24 protein-coding genes, 1 tRNA gene and 1 other annotated feature are annotated in these 25,599 nt (G+C 47.1%); of the genes, 12 read left to right on the top strand and 13 right to left on the bottom strand.

Annotated elements, in window-relative coordinates; genetic code table 11:
• Together BVJ53_RS08440 and BVJ53_RS08435 are read left to right on the top strand one after the other, a co-directional pair.
• Window positions 1-1,530: phage major capsid protein (locus tag BVJ53_RS08440; protein WP_129302028.1), on the top strand; the 1,530-nt coding region annotated here is incomplete at its 5' end.
• A 55-nt stretch (window positions 1,531-1,585) separates the two neighbouring features.
• Window positions 1,586-1,879 carry a head-tail connector protein gene (locus tag BVJ53_RS08435; RefSeq protein WP_129302027.1) on the top strand — a complete coding sequence of 98 codons (294 nt, stop codon included), beginning with the start codon at window positions 1,586-1,588 and terminating at the stop codon, window positions 1,877-1,879.
• A 480-nt stretch (window positions 1,880-2,359) separates the two neighbouring features.
• On the opposite strand, the gene BVJ53_RS08425 is transcribed toward BVJ53_RS08435, so the two are convergent.
• The 5 genes from BVJ53_RS08425 to BVJ53_RS08405 form a co-directional block, all read right to left on the bottom strand.
• Complete coding sequence (locus BVJ53_RS08425; RefSeq protein ID WP_003568371.1) at window positions 2,360-2,500, bottom strand: hypothetical protein; 141 nt, start codon at window positions 2,498-2,500, stop codon at window positions 2,360-2,362.
• 15 nt (window positions 2,501-2,515) lie between these two features.
• Window positions 2,516-2,764: a GlsB/YeaQ/YmgE family stress response membrane protein gene (locus BVJ53_RS08420; RefSeq protein ID WP_032798157.1), complete on the bottom strand. Its 249-nt coding sequence runs from the start codon at window positions 2,762-2,764 to the stop codon at window positions 2,516-2,518.
• Between the two features lie 365 nt (window positions 2,765-3,129).
• Window positions 3,130-3,203, bottom strand: a tRNA-Lys gene (locus BVJ53_RS08415).
• 207 nt (window positions 3,204-3,410) lie between these two features.
• Window positions 3,411-4,082 carry a rhomboid family intramembrane serine protease gene (locus BVJ53_RS08410; RefSeq protein WP_129302026.1) on the bottom strand — a complete coding sequence of 224 codons (672 nt, stop codon included), beginning with the start codon at window positions 4,080-4,082 and terminating at the stop codon, window positions 3,411-3,413.
• 231 nt (window positions 4,083-4,313) lie between these two features.
• Entirely contained in the window at window positions 4,314-5,234 is a 921-nt protein-coding gene (locus BVJ53_RS08405; RefSeq protein WP_129302025.1) for a ribose-phosphate diphosphokinase, read from the bottom strand.
• Window positions 5,235-5,434: 200 nt separating this feature from the next.
• Here BVJ53_RS08405 and BVJ53_RS08400 point away from each other — a divergent pair, with 200 nt between their 5' ends.
• Window positions 5,435-6,364 (top strand): alpha/beta hydrolase, encoded by a 930-nt coding sequence (locus BVJ53_RS08400; RefSeq protein WP_129302024.1) that lies wholly within the window; start codon window positions 5,435-5,437, stop codon window positions 6,362-6,364.
• A gap of 115 nt (window positions 6,365-6,479) precedes the next feature.
• Here BVJ53_RS08400 and BVJ53_RS08395 read toward each other — a convergent pair whose 3' ends face one another.
• From BVJ53_RS08395 to BVJ53_RS08375, 5 genes are all read right to left on the bottom strand, one after another.
• The gene (locus tag BVJ53_RS08395) at window positions 6,480-7,433 is read right to left on the bottom strand and encodes an alpha/beta hydrolase (protein WP_129302023.1); all 954 of its coding nucleotides are present in this window, start codon (window positions 7,431-7,433) and stop codon (window positions 6,480-6,482) included.
• Between the two features lie 118 nt (window positions 7,434-7,551).
• Window positions 7,552-8,706 carry a mannitol-1-phosphate 5-dehydrogenase gene (locus BVJ53_RS08390; RefSeq protein ID WP_129302022.1) on the bottom strand — a complete coding sequence of 385 codons (1,155 nt, stop codon included), beginning with the start codon at window positions 8,704-8,706 and terminating at the stop codon, window positions 7,552-7,554.
• Between the two features lie 3 nt (window positions 8,707-8,709).
• Entirely contained in the window at window positions 8,710-9,153 is a 444-nt protein-coding gene (locus BVJ53_RS08385; protein ID WP_129302030.1) for a PTS sugar transporter subunit IIA, read from the bottom strand.
• A gap of 4 nt (window positions 9,154-9,157) precedes the next feature.
• Window positions 9,158-11,215, bottom strand: a complete 2,058-nt coding sequence (locus BVJ53_RS08380; protein WP_129302021.1) for a BglG family transcription antiterminator — start codon at window positions 11,213-11,215, stop codon at window positions 9,158-9,160.
• A 35-nt stretch (window positions 11,216-11,250) separates the two neighbouring features.
• On the bottom strand, window positions 11,251-13,071 hold the full coding sequence (locus BVJ53_RS08375; RefSeq protein ID WP_129302020.1) for a PTS mannitol transporter subunit IICBA: 1,821 nt from the start codon (window positions 13,069-13,071) through the stop codon (window positions 11,251-11,253).
• A gap of 385 nt (window positions 13,072-13,456) precedes the next feature.
• Here BVJ53_RS08375 and nagB point away from each other — a divergent pair, with 385 nt between their 5' ends.
• From nagB to BVJ53_RS08335, 8 genes are all read left to right on the top strand, one after another.
• Window positions 13,457-14,167, top strand: a complete 711-nt coding sequence (nagB, locus tag BVJ53_RS08370) for a glucosamine-6-phosphate deaminase (protein ID WP_129302019.1) — start codon at window positions 13,457-13,459, stop codon at window positions 14,165-14,167.
• Window positions 14,168-14,379: 212 nt separating this feature from the next.
• A complete protein-coding gene (locus BVJ53_RS08365) occupies window positions 14,380-15,165 on the top strand; it encodes a Cof-type HAD-IIB family hydrolase (protein ID WP_129302018.1) in 786 nt (261 codons plus the stop codon).
• Between the two features lie 365 nt (window positions 15,166-15,530).
• Window positions 15,531-15,791: a hypothetical protein gene (locus tag BVJ53_RS08360; protein ID WP_129302017.1), complete on the top strand. Its 261-nt coding sequence runs from the start codon at window positions 15,531-15,533 to the stop codon at window positions 15,789-15,791.
• A gap of 10 nt (window positions 15,792-15,801) precedes the next feature.
• On the top strand, window positions 15,802-15,978 hold the full coding sequence (locus BVJ53_RS08355; RefSeq protein ID WP_129302016.1) for a hypothetical protein: 177 nt from the start codon (window positions 15,802-15,804) through the stop codon (window positions 15,976-15,978).
• Window positions 15,979-16,287: 309 nt separating this feature from the next.
• Window positions 16,288-17,463 (top strand): spr1629 family repressor/antitoxin, encoded by a 1,176-nt coding sequence (locus BVJ53_RS08350; RefSeq protein WP_129302015.1) that lies wholly within the window; start codon window positions 16,288-16,290, stop codon window positions 17,461-17,463.
• A gap of 425 nt (window positions 17,464-17,888) precedes the next feature.
• Window positions 17,889-18,980: an efflux RND transporter periplasmic adaptor subunit gene (locus BVJ53_RS08345; RefSeq protein WP_414467438.1), complete on the top strand. Its 1,092-nt coding sequence runs from the start codon at window positions 17,889-17,891 to the stop codon at window positions 18,978-18,980.
• Window positions 18,973-19,662, top strand: a complete 690-nt coding sequence (locus BVJ53_RS08340) for an ABC transporter ATP-binding protein (RefSeq protein WP_129302014.1) — start codon at window positions 18,973-18,975, stop codon at window positions 19,660-19,662. Before BVJ53_RS08345 ends, BVJ53_RS08340 begins: the two co-directional genes overlap by 8 nt.
• The gene (locus BVJ53_RS08335) at window positions 19,649-20,842 is read left to right on the top strand and encodes an ABC transporter permease (RefSeq protein ID WP_129302013.1); all 1,194 of its coding nucleotides are present in this window, start codon (window positions 19,649-19,651) and stop codon (window positions 20,840-20,842) included. The genes BVJ53_RS08340 and BVJ53_RS08335 overlap by 14 nt, the downstream gene beginning before the upstream one ends.
• Window positions 20,843-20,938: 96 nt before the next feature.
• On the opposite strand, the gene BVJ53_RS08330 is transcribed toward BVJ53_RS08335, so the two are convergent.
• The 3 genes from BVJ53_RS08330 to BVJ53_RS08320 are packed head-to-tail and all read right to left on the bottom strand — an operon-like array spanning window position 20,939 to window position 23,814.
• Window positions 20,939-22,108 carry a pyridoxal phosphate-dependent aminotransferase gene (locus tag BVJ53_RS08330; protein ID WP_129302012.1) on the bottom strand — a complete coding sequence of 390 codons (1,170 nt, stop codon included), beginning with the start codon at window positions 22,106-22,108 and terminating at the stop codon, window positions 20,939-20,941.
• A 51-nt stretch (window positions 22,109-22,159) separates the two neighbouring features.
• Window positions 22,160-22,942, bottom strand: coding sequence for a carbon-nitrogen family hydrolase (locus BVJ53_RS08325; RefSeq protein ID WP_129302011.1), 783 nt, complete (start codon window positions 22,940-22,942; stop codon window positions 22,160-22,162).
• Window positions 22,943-22,974: 32 nt separating this feature from the next.
• Complete coding sequence (locus tag BVJ53_RS08320) at window positions 22,975-23,814, bottom strand: MetQ/NlpA family ABC transporter substrate-binding protein (protein ID WP_129302010.1); 840 nt, start codon at window positions 23,812-23,814, stop codon at window positions 22,975-22,977.
• Window positions 23,815-24,067: 253 nt separating this feature from the next.
• Window positions 24,068-24,286 (bottom strand) — a binding site (T-box leader).
• Window positions 24,287-24,507: 221 nt separating this feature from the next.
• Here BVJ53_RS08320 and BVJ53_RS08305 point away from each other — a divergent pair.
• Complete coding sequence (locus tag BVJ53_RS08305; RefSeq protein ID WP_129302009.1) at window positions 24,508-25,593, top strand: iron-containing alcohol dehydrogenase family protein; 1,086 nt, start codon at window positions 24,508-24,510, stop codon at window positions 25,591-25,593.
• Window positions 25,594-25,599: the final 6 nt, after the last annotated feature.

Below are 25,599 nucleotides of genomic sequence, written 5' to 3'. Positions count from 1 at the left end.
AATCCTGACGCTGATCTGACTGCCGCTGATCCTAACACAGCAGACGACAGTCAAAACCAAGACAATCCAGACACACAGCAACAGGACGACACCACTAGCAGTCCAAAGAAACTAAGTGGTTATGCAGTAGTTTTCAATAGCCCAAGTAAAGACCTCGGTGGTTTTAAAGAAGTCGTTGATCCGCACGCATTCGACAATGTGGACTTATCAGACGTCTATATGGTTTCAAACCATGATTTTAGCCAAGTCTTAGCCAGCACCAAGGCCGGAACCTTGACCTTAAACGTGGATGATAAAGGCTTACAGTTTGAAGCAACCTTACCCGATACGACCACAGCCAACGATGCCTATAACAACGTCCAAGCTGGTAATCTATCAGCCATGAGTTTTACTTTCAATGCTGCGCCAGACGGTGACACGTTCACCAAAGACGACAGCGGGCAAGTGATCCGTACCATCAAGCAAGTAAAGAGCTTGTTTGACGTCTCACTGGTAGCTATTCCAGCGTATGACGATACCAACGTCCAAGTGGACAAACGCAGCTACACTGAGTGGCTTAAAACTAATACTGAACAACCAGAAAAAGGAGATAAAACCATGACCGAAAAAACAATTATCGACAACAAAGAACACACCGAGTCCCGCGCGTATGAAGATTACATCCGCAGCATGGGTGAACAACGTGACGGCTTAACGACAACCACTGCCGGTGCAGTCGTCCCTCAAGAAGTCATTGAAGACGTATGGAACCTCAAGGAATCCGATTATGATCTGGCTAAATACGTCACTGTGAAGCAGGTCGGTACCCCAGTTGGCACCTACCCAATTGCCCTCACTAACAATGGTGTATTAGCCACCAAGGAAGAACTCGCAGACGTGCCAGAGATCGATGCAACCCTATTCCGTGGTGTTGACTACAAGGTTGCTACCCGTGCTGGCAAAATCTATCTGTCTAATGAACTGGTAGAAGACAGTGAAGTTGATATTGTTGCCGAGGTTAAGAATCAACTCAAGAAGCTGGTACAAAACACAGACAATAGCAACATTATCAGCGTTCTAACTGGTCAAGATGCCAACAAAAAGGACAACTTCAAGCACATCACCGGCACTGGTCTCGATGACCTCAAGCAGACCTTCAATGTTGAGTTAGACCCAGCACTTTCCTTGTCTGTTATCGTCAATCAGGATGCTTTCAACTACCTTGATACCCTGAAAGACAGTGAAGGCCGCTACTTGTTACAACCGTCCATCACGGCACCATCAGGCAAGCAACTGTTTGGGGCGCCAGTGATCGTGATTGCTAACAAAGTATTGCCAACAGCAACCGCTGGCACCTATCGGATCATCATCGGGGACTTTTCTCAAGCGATTTTCTTAGCCCAGAAGAATGAGGTTAATACCCAATGGGAACGCTTCGATAGCTATTCTCAGGGCTTGGCGGTTGTCATCCGCAACGACTATGAAGTGGTTGATCCAGACGCTGCCCGAATCGTTGACATCACACCGGTAGCAGCCACGCCAAAAGCATAATTTAGTGGGGGTGTGCCTTAGGGTACGCCCCTATTTTTATATAGGAGATGAGCACATGACCGTCACTACTGATGACATTAAAAATAGCCTGCGTGTGCAGACTAATACCGATGATAGTTTGATCAGCAACTACCTGACAGCGGCACAAGACTATGTTCACAATGCCGTTGACAGCACAGCGGCAATTGATGCGTTACAGGCGTACTCACAATTTGATATTGCTGTGGCCATGTTGACCGAATTCTGGTATCAGAATCGTGGAGCAGTTACCACAGCAAGCCAAGAGCCACCGTATTCAGTGGTTAGCATGATCCAGCAGCTAAGAGGACTGTTTACGGAAAACGTATAGTATCAATAGCCAAAAGATTATGATATAATTAAGACAGTCCTAGGCGATAAGCGGGTAGATCCGTTTTAACCGACGCACGGCATAGCTAACCGGTGGCGCATTTTATAGACCATAGGGTCAGTTACTTTTTTCTTACCGTAATCCATGCGGTGTTTAAATCATTTACACAAGTTTTGTCATGATGCGGGCAGAGATGCCCGTTTTTTGTGTGCTGGGAGACGCATTCTGGTGCAATCTGAACAAGTATAACTTGAGGTATGGTCGTTCTGGACAATAAAAATCGGTTAGGCAATCCGGAATTTCGGCATTGGCTCAACAAAGTCCGAAATTCTGACGTTCAAGAACGAACCAGCAAATTGTGGGTTCGTTGGGAAAAGGCAAGTCAAAAATATTGACCTGCTTATGAGAACCAAGTGACAAATATTCACCTAGTCAATGGATACAAAAATAGCCACCTCATAGCGAAGTGACTATTTTGTGTTAGTCATGTAGCTTTTCTTGTAGTTTATCTCCAGCATTATCAATGCCCTTAGCTGCGAAGACTGTACCTGCAACTAAAACACCGCCAACGATTAGAGTACTAGCAACCATAAACTTAAATGCAGCTTTTAAAGCGTCCATAAAGTTGTCCTCCTATCAGTCTTTGGATCTGCCAACAAAGAAGGAGACCACGGCAACAACAATAACTGCCCCGATAATTGATGGAATCAAAGCCATTCCTGCCAGTTGTGGCCCCCAATGGCCTAAAAGCCCTTCACCAATAGCAGAACCTACTAACCCTGCGATGATATTAGCAAACCAGCCCATCGATTTTCCTTTGCTAGTGATAGCACCAGCAATTGCACCAATAATAGCACCAACAATTAAAGCCCAAAGAAAATGCATAATAATTCCTCCTTCAATTAAATTGAATATCTCTTGCACGATTTAATTATAGACACACAACCATTAGAATGTAAAATAATCAGCCTTAGCAGCTTAGGATTACGTATGCAATCATTTGCTGTTTTGAAGCAAGTCACGTATTTATGTAAGGCACCACAGTATAGCAGACGATAGAGTTTTCTGAAAGCACAAAAATAGCCGCCCATAATGGACGGCCACCGCCTGCCTAGCAGAAATGAACTCCGTGGTTTTCTCGTGGTTTTCTTTTATTGATAATCAATGACAACCAGTGATAATCTGGTTAAAATAAAAACCAGTAACGACGCTGTTTTGACAACGTTTGCTACTGGTTGATAACGCTATTCTGGGTGGTCAGGGGAGTCGAACCCTGGACCCACGGATTAAGAGTCCGTTGCTCTGCCAGCTGAGCTAACCACCCATTGGTTTGTGTCTGTCGCGCTTCACGACTTAAATATAATATCATGTACCCCTTACTGGCGCAAGTGTTTTGCGAATATTTTTTGAATTTGTTGTCCCATAGAGATGCCAGCCTAGTCTATATTCTGATTAATCTTGAAAGTTGCTTCGGCCTTTCGCGCTAGCTCCATCAGTTTTAACGACCCAACTTCTTTAGCCTAGCTAGCATCTATGCACGATCAAGCCTTTGACGTCTTTCTTTCTTGACGTACCAAATGCCAAACAAGCCCCCAACAAGGCCTCCGCCAGTATGCACATAAGCCGTCATAGTCAGTCCGGTTGAATCCTGAAATCCAAGAATGACATCCCCAATTGTCAAGACTACGAAAATAACCATGACGATCAATCTACCTTTTACTGCTTTCAGATGTCGCCAATAGACGGCGAAGAAGGTGATGAGCGTAAATATAAACAATCCTGCAATAGCGGTAGAAAAACCGACAATACCGGTGAGGTAACCATCACTGGCAAAAATTGGCCAGATGTTCTCTTTGAGGTGAAACAGGTAAGTCACGAAAATATCCGCCAGTAAATTACCAATGACGCCAGAAACCAGAAGAATGACAAGGTACTGCTTCTTGCTGACAAGTTTCCACACGAGCCAGCTTAAAATGGCCAGTGATACCATATTACCGATTAAATGACCTGGATCCTTATGCAGAAAAAGCGAAGTCACCAACCGATAATATTGGCCGTCAAAAACTAACATGGGAACGTTCAAACTATGACTCTGCATGTAATCCAACACAAGTGGGTTATTATCTTTCCAAAACTCCAACCCAGTACAGATAATCAGGATCCATGCAAACGGATTCAGCACAACGACCTTCACTTTTTTCATAATTTTGTCATCTCGTTCCTTCTAACGCACTTGCCTTCACCATTCATTCTACAAGGAAGGTCCTCAAGTTACTCGACCTCAAACTCGGACATTTGTGAGACGCCATTAACTCGCAACGTAGAATCTTTCGTCAAAAGCGCACTTATTAAAAAAGCCGGATTCCATTCGTTTGAATGAAGTCCGGCCTAAAAATAAAGTTGTCATTTTATGTAACTAACAACAACCCAACGATTAAAACAAAACATGAATCGACTGATTACTATTAATCAACTTAATGGCCTTGCCTAACATCGGTCCAACGGAAATCTGTACCAGTCCGTCGAATTGATGCTTGGGGGCGAGTTGAATGGTGTCGGTGATGACAACCTTTTTCAATCCTAAGTGCTTGATTCGATCAACTGCGCCGCGTGAGAAAACACCGTGGGTCGCAGTGGCGTAGACGTCTAGGGCGCCAGCTTCAGTTAAGGCCTTATAGGAATCAACGATCCGGTCGCCGGTATCGATCAGGTCATCAATGATGATGGCGTGCATACCTTCAACGTTACCGATGACGCCGATATGATCTTGGTCACGCTTATCGACGATCGCAATGGGCGTATGTAACTCTTCAGCCAACGCTCGGGCCTGCTTGGTACCGCTGTGATCCGGAGCAATAACCACCACATTGTCGCCAAGATTCAGTTTTTTAAAGTAGTTGCCAAGCAACCGGTGTGCCTTGAGATGGTCAACTGGAATATCAAAGAACCCTTGAATCTGGTCGGCATGCAGTTCGACTGCCACAATGCGATCGACGCCATCCATTTCCAACAGGTTAGCGACTAATTTGGCAGTGATCGGTTCCCGTGATCGCGCTTTACGATCAGCACGCGCGTACCCATAATATGAAATGACAACGTTAATATGGTGGGCACTGGCGCGGCGCAAGGCGTCAACCATGATCATGAGCTCCATGAAGTTCTCGTTCACCGGATCAGAGACTGACTGGATCGCATAAACATCAGCACCGCGAACACTTTCCGGCAATTCGACTTGGATCTCACCATCGGCAAAGTGTTTGACGCTAGCTGGCGACAGCGGTAAACCGACTTCTTCCGCAATCTTTTCAGCTAATGGACGGTTACCATTGAGACTGAACAACTTTAATTCGTGCATCGATTTCTCCCTTATTCATATTTAACGGTCTGTACCGCTATTATACGAGAAAAAACAAGAAATTGCGACTGGTTATCTAATGAGTTAAAGTGATAGCAGAACATTTGCAGCTTCATAAGCAAGGCTTCAGCCAACATTGGCTTTAGCATTTGCCATGCTTTGATCCAACTGCAAGACTCGGAAATGGAGGGTTCTTTATCATGAAACAAAGCCATTTGATCGGCCTTGCAACCCCGTTGTTACTGTCAGCGGGCACCTTAGCAACTGCTGAGCGTTTTTATCAATATGCATTTCGCCGAATTAATTATATTCCGGACGCACGCAGCTCCATGCAAAAATATGCTCCGTTATATTACAAGCATGTCCATTGGGTTGAAAGCCAGCGCCACATCGAAGCCTGGCATATGACTGCCCCGGACAACCAACGCCTTGAAGCACTGTGGCTCCCTCATCCCGGTAGTAAAAAAGCTGTCATTATCGGTCACGGGTACAAAGGCACCGGCATTACCATGAGCAACTTCGCCCATATGTTTTACGACTTAGGCTTTAATGTCTTGCTACCAGACGATCGTGGCCATGGTGAATCAGATGGCGAATACATTAGTTTTGGTTGGTTGGATCGTCTCGACTACCTTGGCTGGCTGCAGCGCATTCTCGATCGTCTGGGCAATGACGCGAAGTTACTGCTGTTTGGCACCAGCATGGGCGGCGCGACGGTTTCGTTGGTCGCCAGTGAGCCTAGCCTGCCTAAACAAGTCAAGGCAGTGATTGAAGATTGCGGCTACACGGATGTTGAAACGGAATTAGCGTACTTGCTTAAAAAGCAGTTCCACTTACCTCCAATGCCGATAGTTCCGTTGGCAAGCTTTATCAACTACCGGCGACTGGGCTATCCTCTTCGTGTTGTCAATGTTCGCCAAGCATTGACGCACAATCGCTTGCCACTTTTCGTCATTCATGGTGCTAATGATGTTTACGTGCCAACTGAAATGGGCCGCCAGAATTATGCTGCCTCAGCTGGTCCCAAGGCATTATGGATCGTTCCCGGTGCCGCCCATGCGGAGAGCTACTGGGTCAATCCAGCGGCGTATCAGGCACACGTCAAGCGGTTCCTGGATATTTTCTTTTAGAACCATTCAATTAATCTTCATAGTAAAAACGCTTGGATGCTGCAACTCATCCAAGCGTTTTTTCGTGGTGATTGTTCAACTATCGTCTAGCTCAACATGTTCCGCTAACCGTCAGTTAATCAAATTCGTCTTCATCGGCTTCGTCATGCTGCTTGCTGAGGTCGTCAAATGTCCGTAGCATGGCTAGATTTGTTTCAATACTTTCCGGCCATTCCCAGTGCTGGACATTGAAGACGTGCTTGAGGTGCGGCCCAGCACTAGCAGGCCACAGCTTAGTCGTGTAGGTGACTTTATTGGCGTCGAAGACTTGCAATAAGGCCTGACTTTGTAAGTAGAAGCTATCATTTTGCCCGCCAATTAACATGAACGGCGGCAACTCCAAGCCCTTCGCCACCTGCGAGAAATTCAAATGTTCCGCCAACGCCTTATCCCCGCCGCTAAGCTTATCTAGATAAAACGATGCCATCTCACTCATATCGCCTGCTGCTTCCGGCAATTTGCCTGGTTCAGCTACCGGACAAACCAAAGCAACCAAGGTGAAGTTGAAATTAACCCGGCTCACACCGAACAGTTCCTGCAGCTCCTCACTTTGCTGAATGCAAGCAACTAAGGACGCTAGATGGCCGCCTGCCGAGTCGCCGGTCAGGAGGACATGGTCAAGGTCAAATCCGCGCTGAGGACCATAATGCGACAACCAGCGCAGACTCGAAAAGATGTCTTGAATCTGGCCGCGAACATCAACTTCCGGCAACAACCGATAACCCATTCCCATCACGGCATAACCCTGACTCGCCAAGTAACGACAATAGTTTTGGTTGAGATTCCGATCGCCATAAAACCAGCCGCCGCCGTGCACATCAATCACAGTTGGCAATGTCGCATTCCGCCGTTTTGCCGGGTAGTACAGATTTAAGGTCTGTTGCGGATCAGCCGAGTTTTCATACCGATATTCTGTCTCCCAGTGAACATTTTCCGGAACCCGCTCATTGGCATAACGTGCCTTATCGCGAGCACCAGTTTGCGCCCAGACTGCTTGAATCCTCGCCAACATTTCGTCTTCATCAGCCATACAGATACCTCCTGTTTTCCTTCATTACTTTCGCATTAAAAAGGTTATTCCCATATTAACGCAAAAAGGCTGCCAGTGACGTACCTGACAACCTAATCGTTTGTTTTCATTGTGATTTTTAACGATCCTTCGATTTGACGCTGGCTTCGACTTCATCAATCAAAGCAGCATCTTTCAATCCCGTGACCGCTTTAATCACGTCAACTAGCGGCTGATCTTTTAGCATGGCCTGAAGTTTAACCGCTTCAGCATCGTTTGGTTCAACGTAATGGAACATCATACCAACAGTGTCCATCAAAACGCTGTAATCCAATCCGCGTTCTTTTAATTCACGAATCGGCCGGATGAAGCGTTCGTTATAGCCTAACTTGCGGATCGGCGTGCGGGCAACCCGAGAAATATCATCGGAAATGTAGGGATTCTGGAACCGTTGCAACACCCGATTTTGATAGGTTTCGAGTTCCTTTTCGTTAAAGTTCTTGAACTCGGCGAGCAACAACGACCGCGTTTCGGTCAATGCGCCTTTTGCCTGATTGAAGACTTTCGGATCCTTGATCGCGTCGCCAATCGTTGTGTAACCAAGATACTTGCCCGTATATGCGGTGGTAGCATGCCCAGTGTTGACCGAAAAGAGTTTCCGCTCAATGTACGGTTCAAGATCTGGCACGTAATCAACCGTCTTTAGCTTCAGATCCTTGTTCTTCATCTGGCTTTCGTCAACAACCCATTCTTTGAAGTCTTCGACACTCACCGCTAGCGGATCGTCATGTTTTTGTTGCGGCACAATGCGGTCAACTGCCGCATTAGGGAAGCCAATATACGTATCGGTAAAGGTCTTGCCGGCGTCATCGAGATGTTCATATACGTTCTTTTTAAGCGATTGGGAACCGCCAATCATGTTTTCACATGCGATCACATCGAGCGGTTGGTGATTGTTGGCAGCGGCACGGGCCTGCAATCCTTGCGCAATGAGCGGCGCAATAATCGGCAGAATTTTCGGGCCAATGGCGGTCGTCACCAAATCGGCCTGGGCAATCGCCTTCACAACTGCTTCTGGATCCTTGGCATTGTTCAAACCGTCAACATTGTCCACGTGAATCTTTTTCTCACCCGGAGCTGCCAGCGTGATCGTATATTCCCCACGCTGGTTCAACGCATCGATAATCGTCTCATTAACATCGACAAAATTAATCTTGAAGCCGTTTGCGGCAAGTGTTTCACCGATAAACCCGCGACCAATATTTCCTGCACCAAAATGTACTGCTTCCATCATAATTTATTCAACTTCTTTCAGTAAATTGACGATTTCCTCCGGCGTTTGTGCGTCGGCTAGTTTCTGGACATTCTCGACATCACTGCAATACAGCGCGATTTGTGATAAGAGCTTCAGATGTTCACCGTTCAACCCGGCAATCCCGAATACAACTGTCACCAAGTTCTCATCAGCGGGATCTTCCGACCAATCAACACCCCAAGGATATTGAACAACCGAAATGCCGGTTTTTTTAATATATTTCATACCAGCCTCAGTACCATGCGGAATTGCAATAAAATTACCCATGTATACCGAAACGTCGCGATTACGATCAAGCATTGAATCAATATAAGCAGGTTCAACATTGCCATTGTCGACCAATAATTGGCCAGCTTGACGAATGGCTTCGTCCTTGGTCTTTGCTTCCTGACCAAGTTTGATCGTATTTACGTCAAGTCCCTTCATCATGTCACCTTCGATCAATTTTTTGGATTTCTTGCATAAAAACTTCTGTTATCACTTGATACAACTGACTATAGTTCCCTTTTTCAAAAAGCCGCAAGTTCGCTGGTGATGCGACTAACTTAGCACTAACAGCACTCAAAAGGGTTAAAGTTTCTTGTGGAACGGGATTCGGAGTTAGTAGTAACAAAATTCGCTGTAATTGGATCGTCCCCATGTCCATCGCCGGCAAAGGCAACGGATTTGCTAGATCAAAGACGCCAAGATACGGTGTGGCGACCCCTTGGCTGCTAGTATGGATCATCGCCAAGCCAGTGTTGGGAATACCCACCGGCGCAAGTTCAAGCCGTTTAAGCAAAGCTTCTTTGACAACCGATCTTTCGGCAACAACAGTCGGCAATCGGCTAAGCATTGCGTCAATCGTCGGTGCAATCGTTGTAGTTTGCTCGGTCATATCACTGACTGCAAAGCGTTGTAACAAGCCATCTGCAGCCATCACCATTGTTTTAAGACTCTCAAATGCTGTGACAGTCTGATCCAGCGCGGGTTGGTTCGCCGGTCGCACATGTTTAGGCGTGGCCTTTTGGACCAATCGGCGTATTTCGGCCATTTCTTCACGTCCCAAAATCGGGGTGATCACCAGATATTGGTGTTTGAAGCCCGGTAACGGCATGGTTGCCAAAACCAAATCATAGTGTTCGAGCTGTTGCTTGGGTAAATCGCTGACCTGAATAATTTTGATCTTGCGAATTTCGGGCACCTGAACTCGTAGTTTTCCGGCGATCAAGCTGCCGGTACCGGGACCATCACTCGTAATTAGCAAAATCGCAACTGGCGCATCGGTTCGCGTATGATCCAAAACCGAGGCAAAGTATAGAACCAGATAACCTAAGGCATTACCAGTAAAGGTGCCGCGCCCGAAAACGACATCAGCCGCTTCTTGAACAGCCTGATAAAGTTCCGGGTAGTCATCACGCAAATGAGCAAGCACCGGATTCGTCATCGTGACCCCTGGCAACCAATCGCCGCCGGTTGTCCGCTGAACATGGGCAAGCAACGAAGAATAAAGCTGCGTATTGCCGGAAAATTTCCCGGGAAATTTTCGTGCCACTTCGCGAATTAATTCTTGGACTTCCAGATTAATGGTCAAATCAAATGGATCAACCTGTTCACCGGCTAAGCCACCACGGATGTTACTGAGTTCAACTGCCAGAAACTGATAGTCACCAACTCGCACTTTTCCCCGGATAGTAGGATCCATTTCAGCTAGAAACTGGAGTGCCAGTTGTTGATCCTGAAACAGCCGTTCCTGGTCAAAATGGGGTTGCGCCTTCACATGATGGTCTTCACGCGACCGACGCGTGTTAACGGCAACGGTGAGTAAAACCGCTTTGCGTTGATTGTCACTCAGGTCGGCTAGCGCTTTGATTCGAGATAGTGCTGTGTTGGCAGCTAGCAGTTCTTCTTGTGGCAGCCATTTGATGAAATAATCGGTCACCGGATCAAAGAGCTGCCGCGGGTCATCTAAGAAACGAAAGAACACATAAGGATTAATTTCCGCATTTAACACGCCAACAAGCACGCGTCGTATACCGCCTTCCTCCCCTTCAATCCAGATACCGGCAGCTTTTTGTCGATTCAACTTGAGATGATATTCATTAAGTGCGGGTTCCAGAATATCAAGATCTTGTTTAATGGTTGTGATGCTGACATCTACATCTGTTGCCAATGCCGTCATGGTTTTTGGAGCGACGGCATTCAATAACATCAAGATTAAGGCACTCTGTCGTTGACTTGGATCGAAAGTCAAGTTCTGTTGTTGTTGGGCCAACGTTTCTGATAGCTTTTTCAGATCCATTGCGTCCCCTACTAACCGATAAGAACTACCATTGCCTTTGTCGAGCTTTAAATTCAATGAGGTGATATCATGTTCCAGCTGCGAAAGTTCACGGTAAATGGTCCGACGACTGACCCCCAACTGTCGTTCCAGCTCATCACGGCTCACACCAGCGGGTTGACTCATCATTATTTTGATCATTTCCTGTTCACGATTCGTTAGCAACATGTTTTTCGCCCCAGATGGTCGCAACTCGACCTCGCTTATTTCATTTTCTCAATAAGTTTATCATAGTTTGTTGCATTCAAAAGGCCGTCGACCGTGTAGACCTGGACATTGGCAAATTGCAGCTTGACGCGTCGTGCCGTTTCCTTTGAAGCGATAATCAGCACATTATCCTTGTCTTCAATCTCACCAATGGCAACATTGCGAACCTGGATGTTTTTGTTAAGTTTCCGCAGTTCGGAACGGAAGGTTGCCTGAGCCATTGTCGCAGAACCGATATTTTGATCATGATGCAGAAAGTCTACTTCTGTGATCTTGTCAAAATCAATCTCATTCAGCTCGTCTTCTGGTGCTTCCTGTTGCGTCTGCGACACCTCTTCAGCCGCCTTTTCATCAGCTCCGCCGACCGCTTCAGCTTTCAGACTGGCAATGATCTCGTCATACTTCGGACTATTCAGGAAGTTTTCAACCGCAACATGGGCAGCGCCTGGCGTCTGCTTTTTAGCCCGATCCGCCAGTTCGTCTTGGGTCACAACCAACAGTCCCGGCTTGTCTTGCAAATTACTAATCGCCGTGTTGGTGACTGAAAGATCCAACCCAGCCTTCTTAACTTTGTCACGCAGTATCGAAGCACCCATTGCGCTTGAACCCATGCCGGCATCGCAAGCAAAGATAATCTGTTTGATGCCCTTAGCTTGATTCATCACGTCTTTAGCAGCCTCAACATTTTGTCCTTTGGCTTCAGCCTTCATGGACTTCATCTTGGCTTCACTTTCCGCCAGTTCATCGCCGGTCGTGCTCTTATCCCGCCGTAAGATAAACGCAGAAATCAAAAATGAAACCGTCGTGGCACCGGCAACACCGATGATCAAGCCAAGATAGTTGCTTAGACTCTTAGGTGACATCAGGAATAACGAAATGATGGAACCCGGTGATGGTGAGCTCTTCAAACCAACATTAAAGATGGAGAACAACGTCGTGCCGGTAACACCGCCAGCCATAACTGACAGGAACAACGCTGGCTTCATCAAAACATACGGGAAGTAGATTTCGTGAATACCACCAAAGAATTGAATGATGATGGCAGATGGTGCCGAACCTTTTGCAGTGCCCTTACCGAATAAGGCAAAGGCCAACAAAACGCCAAGCCCTGGCCCTGGATCGGGTTCCAGCAAGAATAGAATTGACTTTCCGTGTTCAGCTGCAGCCTGAATGCCAAGCGGTGTTAAAATGCCTTGGTTGATCGCATTGTTTAAAAACAGGATCTTCGCCGGTTCAATAAAGACATTAGCCAACCAAATCAGTCCGTGTTTGATGATCCAGTCAACACCAGCGGCCATGACATTTGTCAAGCCGGAAATAATCGGCCCCATCAGGAAGAATCCAACAATTGCTAATAACATCCCGATAATACCGGCACTAAAATTGTTGACCAGCATTTCAAAGCCTTGTTTAATCTTATCCTGGAAGCGGTTATCCCACTTCTTAATACACCAGCCACCTAATGGACCCATAATCATCGCACCAATGAACATAGGTACGTTGGTGCCGACGATGACACCCATCGTAGCAATAGCGCCAACAACCCCGCCACGATGACCGGCCACCATTGAACCGCCAGAAAAAGCGATTAACAATGGTAGCAAATAGGTAACCATCGGCTTAATCATCTTTGCTAGATGCGCATTTGGATACCAACCACCCTTGAGGAAGATGGCAGTAATGAGGCCCCAAGCAATAAAGGCACCGATGTTTGGCAACACCATGCCGGAAAGCTTGGTTCCGAATGATTGCATACCGGCCTTCAGATTGAATTTCTTCTTCTCCGTTACCGGCGTGTTTGCTGATTTAGCTTCCAAAGCAAACACACTCCTTTCCCTTGTTTACGGAGAATATTGTAACCGCTTCATGTAATCGCTGACAAAAGCTACTTTGGCACAGTTGGGTGTGCCAAACATTCACCACAAGCCCCAGCCATCGTTTGTTTGCCCAAAACAACAGCAAAAAACGATAACAGTATTCGTTAACTGTTTCACACGTTATCTTAAAAGTGCGACTTAACAAACATCCGGCTGCTCAATAATGAAGCATGACCTTCCCAAGAGCAGTTATTTTTTCTAGCCTGCTAAAGAGCCGAGTTGCCCAAGAAATTTCCACAAAAAACAAAATTAGGTATAGACCATTGTTGACAACACCCCTTTTTGATGTTATATTGGACTAGACCAGATAAGGGGGATATCAATCATGGATGTTAAAGTTTTTGATAATGATACAGAAGCAGGTAAATACGCATTTGAACTGATTAAGCAAGGGATGGACAATGGCGCCAAGGTACTTGGCCTAGCTACCGGCAGCACCCCTGTCACCATGTATCAGGCAATGGTGAACAGTGATGTTGATTTCAGCAACATGACGTCGATCAACTTGGACGAATATGTTGGCATGGCGCCGGATAACGATCAGAGTTATCGCTACTTCATGCAGAGCCACCTTTTTGACAAGAAGCCGTTTAAGGAAACCTTCGTGCCAAACGGCCTTGCCAAGGATCCTGAAGAAGAAACCAAGCGTTATAATAAAGTCATTGCCGATCACCCAATCGACATTCAGGTTCTGGGAATTGGCCGCAACGGTCACATCGGTTTCAACGAACCGGGTTCACCGTTTGACGCAGAGACACGGAAAGTTCCGTTAACTCAAAACACGATTGACGCCAACGCCCGCTTCTTTGCCAATAAGGACGATGTACCGCGTTACGCTTACTCCATGGGTATCGGCTCCATCATGAAGAGCAAGAAGATCTTGCTTCTGGCCTTTGGTGAAAACAAAGCCGACGCCGTTCAAAAGATGATCGAAGGCCCGGTTACCAATGACGTACCTGCATCTATTTTGCAGAAGCATCCGGATGTTGTTGTCATCTTGGACAAGGCAGCTGCAAGTAAGTTGAGCCAGAAGTAAAACGTTGTTAAAACGAACCACTGAAGCAGGTTAATTGCGACCTGCTTTTTTGATATAAGCGTGAACCGGCGTATAAGCGACTTTGGTGGCAGCCTTTCGCGCCGGCGAATGCGTTATCGCTAAGCTAAGTTCACACGATGCAAGCGCTTCTATTTTTAATCCGGATTCATGGTAAAATGAAGCCACCACAAACTCGGATATCGGAGGAAATTATGTATAAAGCCGTTGTATTTTTTGATTTAGATCAAACCCTGCTCAACGATGAAAAGCAAGTGCCGCCAGAAAACGTGAAGGCGCTTAAGGCACTGGAGGCTAATGACATACTGCCGGTCATTGCCACTGGCCGTAGCTATTACGAATTAGCCGATATTATGGCAGCCACCGGTATTCGTAGTGCGATTACAGCTAACGGCGGGGACGTTTTCCTTAATGGCGAGCACATTTTTCAAAGTGTCATCGGCGAACCTCAGCTTGTGCGGTTTCTCAATGCAACGGCGGCTCAGGATATTCAAGTGGCCATGTACTCAAGCGAAGCCTCTGCCTTGACTGGCTACAACAAATTGACTACCGATAACTATGCGCAAGTGCATCAGACACCGCCGCCGATTAATCCTAAGTATTATCAGGAGGCCCCACTATCGTTGTTGCTCATCTTTTTACCTTGGAATCAAACCGGCGATCAGTTAGGTAAGCAGTTCATTCAGGATTTTCCGGAATTGACCTTCTATCGCAATTCCCACTTTTCCTTTGATATTGTCAACCATGGCATTTCAAAGGGCAGTGGCATGTCGATTCTGTTGAATCAGCCTGTCTTGCGCGGTGTTCCGACCTATGCATTTGGCGATGGCTACAACGACATTCCGCTCTTGCAGGCAGCCGACACGGGTATCGCTATGGGAAATGCTTATCCCAAGGTTGCCGCCATTGCCGATTATCAAACTGATGATTACCGCCAAAACGGTATTCCCAATGCGCTTGCCCATTTCAACCTGATTTGATTGATTTGCCTGCCAAGCTCATCGTCATGTTGTCCGATGAGCTTTTTTTAAAAGCATAAAAGTCCGGAAAGTATGCTTTTATTAAGGAACTAATAGTAATCCTTGGAACCCCTATGGCAAACACACGTTCTCATCATTTTCTCTTAAACCTCCTGTCGAAAAATATTTATTTTTTAGCGTCAAAACGTTGCTCCATCAAGGTTTCTAGCTTTCCCTATAGCTTGTTCGCCGAGTAAAGTCAAGACCGCCGCGGCACGAATTTTCTGCTATACTCAAAGCATGCTGCACGTTATTTGGGCGTGATCGTGTTACAGATCAATAACGCCGCGGCATCGCAAAATCTGCTGATGGAGGGGTCTTCGTTTATGTTAGAACAATCGACAATGCATCCTGTAGTCTGGATTAATAAACATACTTATATCAATATTGTTAAAAATGCGGACTATAATTTAGAAGTCTGGGAGATTACCGCCGAAAATCGGCAGCATCGGATGGCGCGGATGAACTACAAATATCATCGTGATAATTTCGCCGGGTTCATCTATCGACTCTTTCCGCAGATTGATCTCATTCAGATTCACAACATTCAAAAGAAGATCAACCCGTATTTCGATTTAGAAGTTTAGAGGTGTTCACATGGATAGTCTTGTCATTCAATTACTAATCATGGTCGTTGTCGCCCTCATCATCACGTTGGCGATTATCGTGGCTGAATGGCGCACCAAAACATTCAAAACATGGCAAATCAGTGTCCAGTCCGTTGTCGCCATTTTGCTCTTAGCCATCGGAATTAGCTTGTTGACGGTTCGCTAGGCTCTGCATGATATGAGAGCCGTCTGAAAATAAGTGTTGGATGTCCTGCAATCTTTTGCAGCTGTCACAACGCCCGGTGCCCGTTAACACCTTGTTTTTTGGATGGCAAACTTCAGTATTATCAAAAATATCGTCAGCCCAAACTTGACTAGCCGGTGAACCTTTAAAAGTCAGCCTTAACGACTAAAATCGTTGAGGCTGACTTTTTTGCGTCTCATACGCGCACTTTAAAAAACTGGCGATATTTGCGGTAAAATTTTAATTTCTATGCTAGAATTAAACAAAATTTTCAAGGAGGATGGCCGCTTAATGAGGTTTATTGGTTCAAAACTAAAAGCACTGCGGGAATTAAACGGCTATACCCGCAAAGATCTTAGCGTACAAATCGAGGTAACCGAACAAGCTGTCTGGCAATACGAAACCGATAATGTCATGCCTAAAATCGAGATCCTTAATGCCTTTCAAAAGATTTTCAACGTTGACATGGCCTTTTTATTGAGCGGTAATGCACCGAAACATGTTGTGCATGAAGCAAAAATCGCATTCCGGACGACAGATCGTTCGAGTCGGAAAAAGACAAAGCTAGAAGCCCGCTATTTAGATTTTGCAGACGGCTTAACTAGCTACTTTGAAAAGTTCGTCAGCGTCAGACCCGCCGGATTCGATAAACTTCAACAAATGGTACAAATAAAGCTGTCTGGAACAAACAATCTGATAAAAATTCGTGAAGTCGCCAAAATAACGCGGCAGTTTCTTGGCCTCCAAGATAATCACGACTTAATGGCAAAACTTGAACAAGTCGGTATCTATATAGTTGAGAAAGACCTTGGTGTCCATATCGACGCCTATTCAACCATAACCGATAACGGACATGCATGGATTGTACTGGGCTCCATTAAGAAGTCTTCTGTACGCCGCAATTTCGATCTTGCCCATGAATTAGGTCATTTGCTTCTCCATAATGCCATTGATTTTGATGAGCTAACAGCCGCTGAATATAAACAAATCGAACACGAAGCCCATACCTTTGCGGCAGAATTCCTTTTGCCCATTGAGGATTTCACTGCGGACTTCAAAAAACTGTATCGACGTTCAAATCCTGATTACTATCTGGATTTAAAGCGTAAGTACCAGGTCTCGATTGTCGCCATGGCCATGCATGCGTATGCGTTAGGACTTATGAGCTATCAAGAACAACGGTATTTCTTTGGCCAACGCACCAAAAAAGGTTACAAAATTATGGAACCCTTAGATGACCAGATAGTACCGGTGCGTCCAGGAAAAATCCGCGCCCTTATAGCGCTCCTGTTTAATCAACAAGTGCTGACGCTTCGTGATCTTTCAAACCACCTTCATGTTAGACCAACTTTCATTGCGCAACTCTTTGCACTGGAGCCCAACTTTTTCGCAAAGTATCAGCCGCAGCAGCGCTACGCTAATATGCAGAATGTCATTCCGTTTCCTCGGCGTTTCAGTAAAGATTGAAATGATCAATTGGAGATTATTAGTTCCTTTGCCACTCGATTCGTTGTCAGCAGCGATTCAAGTGGCTTTCTTTTTAACAATTTGTCGAGAAAGCCTTTTTAAAGCATTCTCATCCCAAACTTTCACCATCTCATCCCAAACCCGTCTTCATATCAACCATATTTGTTTCACGTGGAACTTTCAAAATTTTCCCAAACGTCACTGACTCAAGCCCTTCTGTTATTCTAAGTCACTCAATCATCCGAACTTCTTCCTGACCTCGTCAACTAAACACCACTATCTGTATCAAGTCGCTCTTTCAACGCTGAAACGTCATTTTTTTTACAAAGTTCGTTTCTTAATGGGAAAACCAAATAATTCCGCGAATTCTATGATTGGACGTTAACCAATTCAATCCGTATACTTGCACCAACGGCACGGTAAAAATGCGTTTACATGGAGGCGGAATTTTGAAAAAGCGACAGGCGAAACACAAAGGTATTTCCCAACGAATGGTGATCATTGGCATCGGCGTTTTGGCTATCATTGTTGTGACCATTATTTTCTTCGTAACGCAAAAGAAGCAACCTCAACAGTCAACGGCTCAGGATACGGTTGCGACGTTTCAGGTTAAGCGCCACGAGTTGCGGCTATCTGGCCAGGCCCAGGCCGTTCGCTCGCAAAAAATCGATATCCCTGAAGGCACGGTTCAGAATCAATCGGTTAAAAACGGTGATACAGTGACAGCCGGTCAGCAACTCTTGACGGTTTACCACCCTGATGTGCAGGAAAAAATCGCCGCGGCAAACCAGTCACTTCAGAAACAACAACGCAGTCTCAAACAAATGGACGACAAGATCAACCAAATCAAAACGTCCATCAATCAGTTAGCAGCTGACGATCCGCAAAGGTCCGACCTGCAATCGCAGTTGGATGAAGCGCAAAGTAATCGTCAGGATTCAGCCGCATCCATTGATCAAGCCAATCAGGATCTGACAAAATTGCGGCAAAATCTCAACACCATCGTTAAGGCGCCGTTTGCAGGTCGCTTGTATATTGATTATCAAGCAAATGGCCAGCAATCGTTCACCGAAACCTCTTCGGAAATGGAAGCAGTCGGTCAGGTTTCCGAGTTTGATTATGCCGATGTTAAAATTGATCAGCCAGTAACGGTGCAGGCACTATCGACCAAGACGAAACAAACCACATCCGTTAACTTCATTAGCAGCGATCCGGCGAAATCCAGCAAACTGAATCTGGCTAAGTACAACGTCACCGCCAAGCTGGATCACGGCTTTTTAAACGGTCAGTCGGTCAGCATGATCATCCCCTTAAGCGGCCTGCAGATTCCTAAAACTGCTGTCCGCCAAGGCGCTGTTTACAAAGTGGTCAACGGCCGAGCGGTACGGACCAAGATCACTTACACCAAGAAAGATGACATGTATGAAGTCACGGACGGCCTCTCCAGTGGCGACCGCATTTTGGAAAACCCCACAAAGTCCACCAAAGACGGAGCGAAGGTGACCGTTGATGATTGATCTTCAGCATGTTAACAAAAGCTACGGTCAAGGTGCGACCGCTTTTCACGTCCTCAAAGACATCAATTTGCACATTGACGAAGGTGAATTCGTTGCGATTATGGGGCCTTCAGGGTCAGGAAAATCGACTTTGATCAATATCATCGGCTTTCTCGACACGGCATTTGAAGGTAAGTATTTTTTCCAAGACGAAAATGTGGCTGACTTCAACGCAACCAAGGCTTCACGCATGCGTAACCGTCATGTGGGCTTTGTGTTTCAAAACTTCAGCCTCATTCACAACTTGAATATTTTTGAAAATGTTCTGATTCCCTTGAGCTATGGCGGACACCGGCGATCGGAAGTGCGTGACAGGATCGCCGAGCTGCTGGAATCGGTCGGTCTTGCAGGGATGGAAAATAAATTGCCGCGGAACTTATCCGGTGGGCAACAACAACGGGTGGCGATCGCCCGGGCGTTGGCAAACTCGCCGCAGTTTCTGATTGCCGACGAACCCACCGGCGCATTGGACAGCCACACATCGGCAGACATTATGCAGCTTTTCAAAGAGTTACACCGAAAAGGCGGCACGATTATCATGGTGACTCATGACGAACATGTGGCCGAGCAAAGCGATCGGATAATTAAAATCCTCGACGGCCAGATCATCAGCGATACGGAGGTGGCCCATGCGACTAAGTGAACTCATCAGAATCTCTTTTCGCGCGCTGGCGGCTAACAAACGCCGCAGCTTCTTAACGATGATCGGCATTGTCATCGGGATTGCGTCTGTGGTCACGATTCTTTCCTTGGGTAACGGAATTAAGGCTGCGACCGTGAAGAACCTGCAGGCCGACACCCAAGGCCAGCAAACCGCCGAAATCACTTTTAATCCCACCAGCAGCAGCGAGACTGATGCCGGCTTCAAAGAAAGTGATATTGCTTTGGCCAAGCAAACAGCGCCAGACAAAATCAAAAAAGTCGTCATTAAACACGACAAGGAGCGCCTTCAAGTCAACGGTCAGCTGGCAAATGCCGATACGATGATGTCCGTTACCTTGGTCAACAAGGCGAAACCCAACATTCAGCTAAACGCCGGCCACGGTTTTAGCCAAGACTCGCTGCAAGCAGATGGTGAAGATGCCATCATCTCCAAAAAACTGGCCAAGAAAGTCTTCCACGGTAATGCCGCGGCCTTAAATTCTTCGTTGGAACTCGGAACCAAAAATTATAATATTGTCGGTATTTTCAGCCCACCCAAAACGCCTTATTCTGCGCTGGACGTCGATGTGTTGGTGCCGGAAAAAGCGTACCGCGCCGGCCAGCTTTCCCAAGAAGGCCGAAAACTGGCGATCACGTATACCCCTGGCAGTGACGTCAGCAAGCTGACCAAAGATGTGGTTGAGAAACTGAAAAAGTCCGGCAGTGAACGGCGCAGCGGCGAGTATTCGTACTTTGACTATGGCGAATTACTGAAAGGCATTGGTAATGTCATCAGCGCCTTAACGCTCTTTGTAAGTGCCATTGCCGGTATCTCCCTTCTGATTGCAGGTGTTGGCGTCATGAACATGATGTATATTTCCGCTTCGGAACGATCGCAGGAAATCGGCATCCGCATGGCAGTCGGCGCCACCCCAGCCGAAATCATGAAACAATTTCTTTTGGAATCGGTCATGCTCACCTTGACTGGCGGCGTTGTCGGTCTCATTGTGGGCGCCTTAACCGCGTGGGTAATCGCCATGTTCCTGCCATTCAAGCCTGTCGTCACGTTGGGCTCTGTCATCGGCACCTTTGCCATTTCAAGCATTGTCGGCATCTTGTTTGGCTTATTGCCAGCGAAGAGCGCGGCGAATAAGAATTTGATTGATATTTTGAAATCATAATATTTAGAAGCGCTGGGGAAATCCTAGCGCTTTTTTGCTGCCTCAAAAAAAGCCGCAGCACCCGGTCATTGTGACCAAATGCTGCGGCTTCGTCCTTTAAAACAACCCCAGCTTTCCGATGCGCTGAGCTGCTTCCTGCAAACGTTGCGGACTGGTGAGTAAGCCGATTCGAACATAGCCTTCTCCATGGTCGCCAAAGCCGTTACCGGCAGCCACGGCCACGTCAGCTCGCTCCAAAAGTAATTCGGTGAAGGATTCGCTGGTGTAACCAGCAGGCACGGGCATCCAAGCGTAAAAGGTGCCTGGCGATCTTTTTCCATGCCAACCAATGGCCTCTGTCGCAGAGAACCACGCATCGCGGCGTTGCTGGTATAAGTCAACTAGCTTAGGCACCGATGTCTGGTCACCAAGGAGCGCTTCAATCCCCGCTTGCTGAATCGCAGGGAAAACCGAGACGAAAAGATGATCCTGAATCAGATTGATGGCTTCGATCATATCGGCATTGCCTGCTGCAAACGCCAAGCGCCAACCGGCCATGTTGTATGTCTTCGAAAGTGTGTAAAGTTCAATGCCCACCTCTTTCGCACCAGGACTTTGCAAGAAACTCACGGGACGCTGACTATCAAAACCGAGCGCGCCGTAAGCAAAATCACTGACAATGCCAATGTGATGCGCCTTGGCAAAAGCAACGGTTTGCTCATAAAACACCGGGGTTGCCACCGCGGTCGTGGGATTATTTGGATAGTTCAGATAAAGCAGCTTGGCAGCGTCTGCCACTGCCGGCTCGATCGCAGCATAATCAGGAAGCCAGTCATTCTCGGCAGTCAGCGTCATCAAGGCCAGTTTCACCCGAGCCAATGTGACGCCTGACAAATAGTCTGGGTAGCCCGGGTCAGGCAGCAAAATCGTCTCACCAGGGTTCATCAACGCAAGCGGCAATTCCACTAACCCGATTTTGGAGCCGCCCAAAACCGCAATTTCCTTTTCCGGATCCAGCTGAACGCCATATTCGCGCTCGTAAAAGTCGGCCGCTGCCTGCTTAAACGTTGGTAAACCGCGAAAAAGTGAATACTTATGATTTCCCGGCTTAGCCACCGCCTGTTGCGCCGCCTGCACGATATTGTCAGGTGTCAGTTGGTCAGGATTCCCCTGGCCTAAATTGATTACGTCATGGCCAGCCGCAATCCGTGCATTGACATGTTTGACGAGGCTGGCAAAAAACTGCTTAGGCAGCGCTTGAAGCACCGCTGATTCTGAAAATGTCACTTGTCTGATTCCCCTTTTTAATGAATTTGTGTTGTTAGTGTGTCTGGGTGCTTAATACAGTTCCGGGCGCCGATCCGCGAAAACCGGAATTTGTTGACGCGTGGCCGCGATCTGATCCAGATCAATGGTCACGACACCGACTTGCGGCTGATCGTCCAATTGCAACAGGCGCTTGCCGAACGGATCAATCACTTGGCTTTGTCCGCCAAATTTGTTATCGGGATCTTGCCCAACCCGATTCACCGCCACCACAAAGGCTTGATTTTCAATAGCGCGCGCTGTCAATAATGCAGAAAATTGTTCCAATCGCGGCGTCGGCCATTCAGCCGGCAGGAAAAATAGCTGCGTTCCATCGCTGGCCATGCGCCGAAACCACTCTGGAAACCGCAAGTCATAGCAAATCGCCACACTAGCCGGCACCCCAAGTGTAAAGTGATTAGGCTCTGATCCGGCGGTGATGAACTTTTCCTCATTCATCAGGCGAAAAAGATGCGCCTTCGCATAAGACGCCAGCAAGTGGCCCCGAGCATCCAGCGTCAAACTTCGATTGAAAAAATGTTCATTTTCTGCTGTGGCGATCGAGCCACCCACGATTGCCAGGTGATAGTGGCGCGCAAGATCGCTCAAAAAAGTCTGCGTCTGCAAGCCATCCGGATCGGCAAGCGTCTCTAGATGTTCAAGGTCATAGCCGGTATTCCACATCTCCGGTAACACCACGACATCCGCCTTTTTTCGGGCTGCTTCAGCAACAGCATCGGCAACAGTTTGATAATTTCGCGCCGGCTGACCAAACGCGATGTCGATTTGCGCTAAAGCAAGTGTTAATTGCGTCATTTCCATCCCTCTTTTTGAATCATATCCACCGCTTAAAAGGCCGGTACGATCGATCCCTTGAATTCCTTGGCAATATAATCCTTAATGGTTTTGCTCTGATAGTATTTCTTAATTTGCTTGATAACCTTATCATTTTGATGCTTGGTCTGGACCACAAAGTAGTTGGGATAAGGATTATTCTTGGTTTTCTCATGATAAATCGCGTCTTGGTTGATCGTGAGTCCGGAATCAAAAGCAAAATTCGTGTTGATGGCCGCCGCTGTCACATCTTGTAAGTGCGTCGGCAACTGCGAAGCTTCCAATTCCTCAATTTTTAGTCCCAGCGGATTCTCGACAACATCAGCCTTTGTCGCCTTTTGGCTAATGCCGGCTTTAAGCTTGATCACACCAGCGGCTTCGAAAAGCTGCAACGCCCGCAACTCGTTTGACGGATCGTTCGGTACCGCGATCGAATCGCCTTTCTTGAGTGACTTCAAGTCTTTTATCTTTTTGGAATAAACGCCCATTGGAAACGCCACGGTTTTAAAGACCTGCGTAATCTTAAAATTCTTGGATTTGATCTGTTCTTTCAAAAACGGCAGCGTCTGGTAACTGTTAGCGCCTAAATCACCATCGTTCAAAGCCACGTTTGGACTGTTGTAGTCGGTGAATTGCTTGAGTTTGATGGTTAACCCATCTTTTTTGGCCAACTTTGCAACCTGCTTCATGATTAATTCGTGCGGCCCAGCTGTCACGCCGACCGTAATGGTTTTATCCGACAGCTGATCCGTCGATGCCTTGCTGCTGGCGCTGCTGCCGCCGCATGCGGTCAAAACGACTAAAAGACTGAATGCAACAATTGCTGCCCAACTTAACTTCAACCATTTTTTCATGTAAAAATCCTCCTATTATGGGTTGTTTGGCTGATAAAATGATGACCTGCCTGAAGGTGAGCTGACTAACGTGATGCACTCCTTGACGCAACGGACTAGATCCGACGCGTTCACCAGCCCAGAAATCTGCGTGTAAGGACCTCGGTCGCAATGGCCAGAACCGGGCCATCACGCCCGAGGCCACTTACACTCCGGTTTCTAACCGGGCTAGCTCACGCTCAAAAAAAGGCCCTGCCGAATCAAAAAATGATTCAGCAGGGCCGACAATGTCGGGGTACCACCCTGGTTCGTTACCACGTAACCTTAACGATGCCTGTTGACATCGAGACCGTCTAACGCAGGCCTAGTGCGTACCCGACTTATCGCCGGATCCATTCCGCGGTCATTTTCACCAGACGCCTGCATCGATTTCCACCACCCATCGACTCACTTAAGCTGCGTTTCTGACTACTCTCCGCTTCATGACGTTTCATCATTTTATCAGTTACTTTTAAAGATGAAAGCAGTTTATCTGCATTCGAGTTAAATGTCAACCGTTTTGTTTCACAAGTTGTCCACGTGAACATGCAGCCGTTTATGCCAATCCCTTCCGAAAACCAAATATTTTTTATTTTTTGGTTGACTTCGGTTATGACAGCGCGTATGTTAACAATTATCACATAAGATGAGATTTACATGAGAGGAGTTTTGTCGATGGAGTTGGAATTTGATTTACGCCCTGGCGCCAATCGGTTTGTGAGTGGGGCAGGCGCGCTTGCTTATTTGGATACCATTTTGAAGGATTTCACCAAGCCAGTTGTCATTACCGGTGAAAAGAGTTTTGCGGCGTTTAACAAGGCCTATCCAGGCACCCTGGACTTGCCGGTTTATCATTACGACGGCTCGGCCAGTGACGAAAATGGTCATGCGTTAGCTGAAGCGATCGGACAAGCCGATGCTGTCGTGGGAATCGGCGCGGGCCGCTTGATCGACACGGCAAAAGTCGCTGCAGAAACACTGGGCGCCGAACTCATTAGCATCCCCACCTTGGCCTCCAACTGTGCACCGTTCACACCGTTAGCGGCGATTTACCACGCACAGGGACATACATTTAGTTACGTTGAATATTTTAAAAAGTCCGCTTACATCACCTTGGTTGACTATAACCTGCTGCTCAGCACGCCACATGATTTCTTTGTTGCCGGGATTGGCGACACGCTGGCGAAATGGTACGAAATGGACGGCATCACCCGCAACAAGGTTGATCAGCTCAATGCTTATGGTCAGCTAAGTCGTGCGTCTGCCAAAACCATTCAGGCAATTCTCTTCAAAAATGCTGAGCAAGCCTTGGCCGATCTGGATGCTGGCCGCGACACGCCTGCTTTTGAAGCGGTGGCCGATACGATCATCGGATTGGCCGGAGAAGTTGGCGGTTTCGGCGGCGTTGATGGCCGTGCAGCAGGCGCCCACGCCGTTCACAACGGCCTGTCCTACCTGCCGGAAACGCACGCCATTCTCCACGGCTCAAAAGTGGCTTACGGCATTTTGGTTCAACTCGCCACAACTGGAGATGACGATGAAATTCGTAACTTGATGCCTTTTTATGAAAAAATCGGCCTACCGTTAAACCTTGAAGATCTACACGTCACGAAAAATGTTGCCCAGAAGATGCAGCAAGTTGCTGAATTTGCCGCACAACCTGAGGAAACTTTTATTCTAATCGACAAGGACCTTACGCCGCAGCAGATTGTATCCGCCATGAAAAAAGTGGAACAAGTCACTGGCGAAGCTGCTGCCTGAGCGCAC

It is taken from the genome of Lacticaseibacillus chiayiensis (assembly GCF_004123795.1).
In the GTDB taxonomy this organism is placed as follows: Bacteria; Bacillota; Bacilli; order Lactobacillales; family Lactobacillaceae; genus Lacticaseibacillus; species Lacticaseibacillus chiayiensis.
Note: the sequence above shows the minus strand (reverse complement) of the source record. Positions and strands in the feature narration are given on the sequence as shown.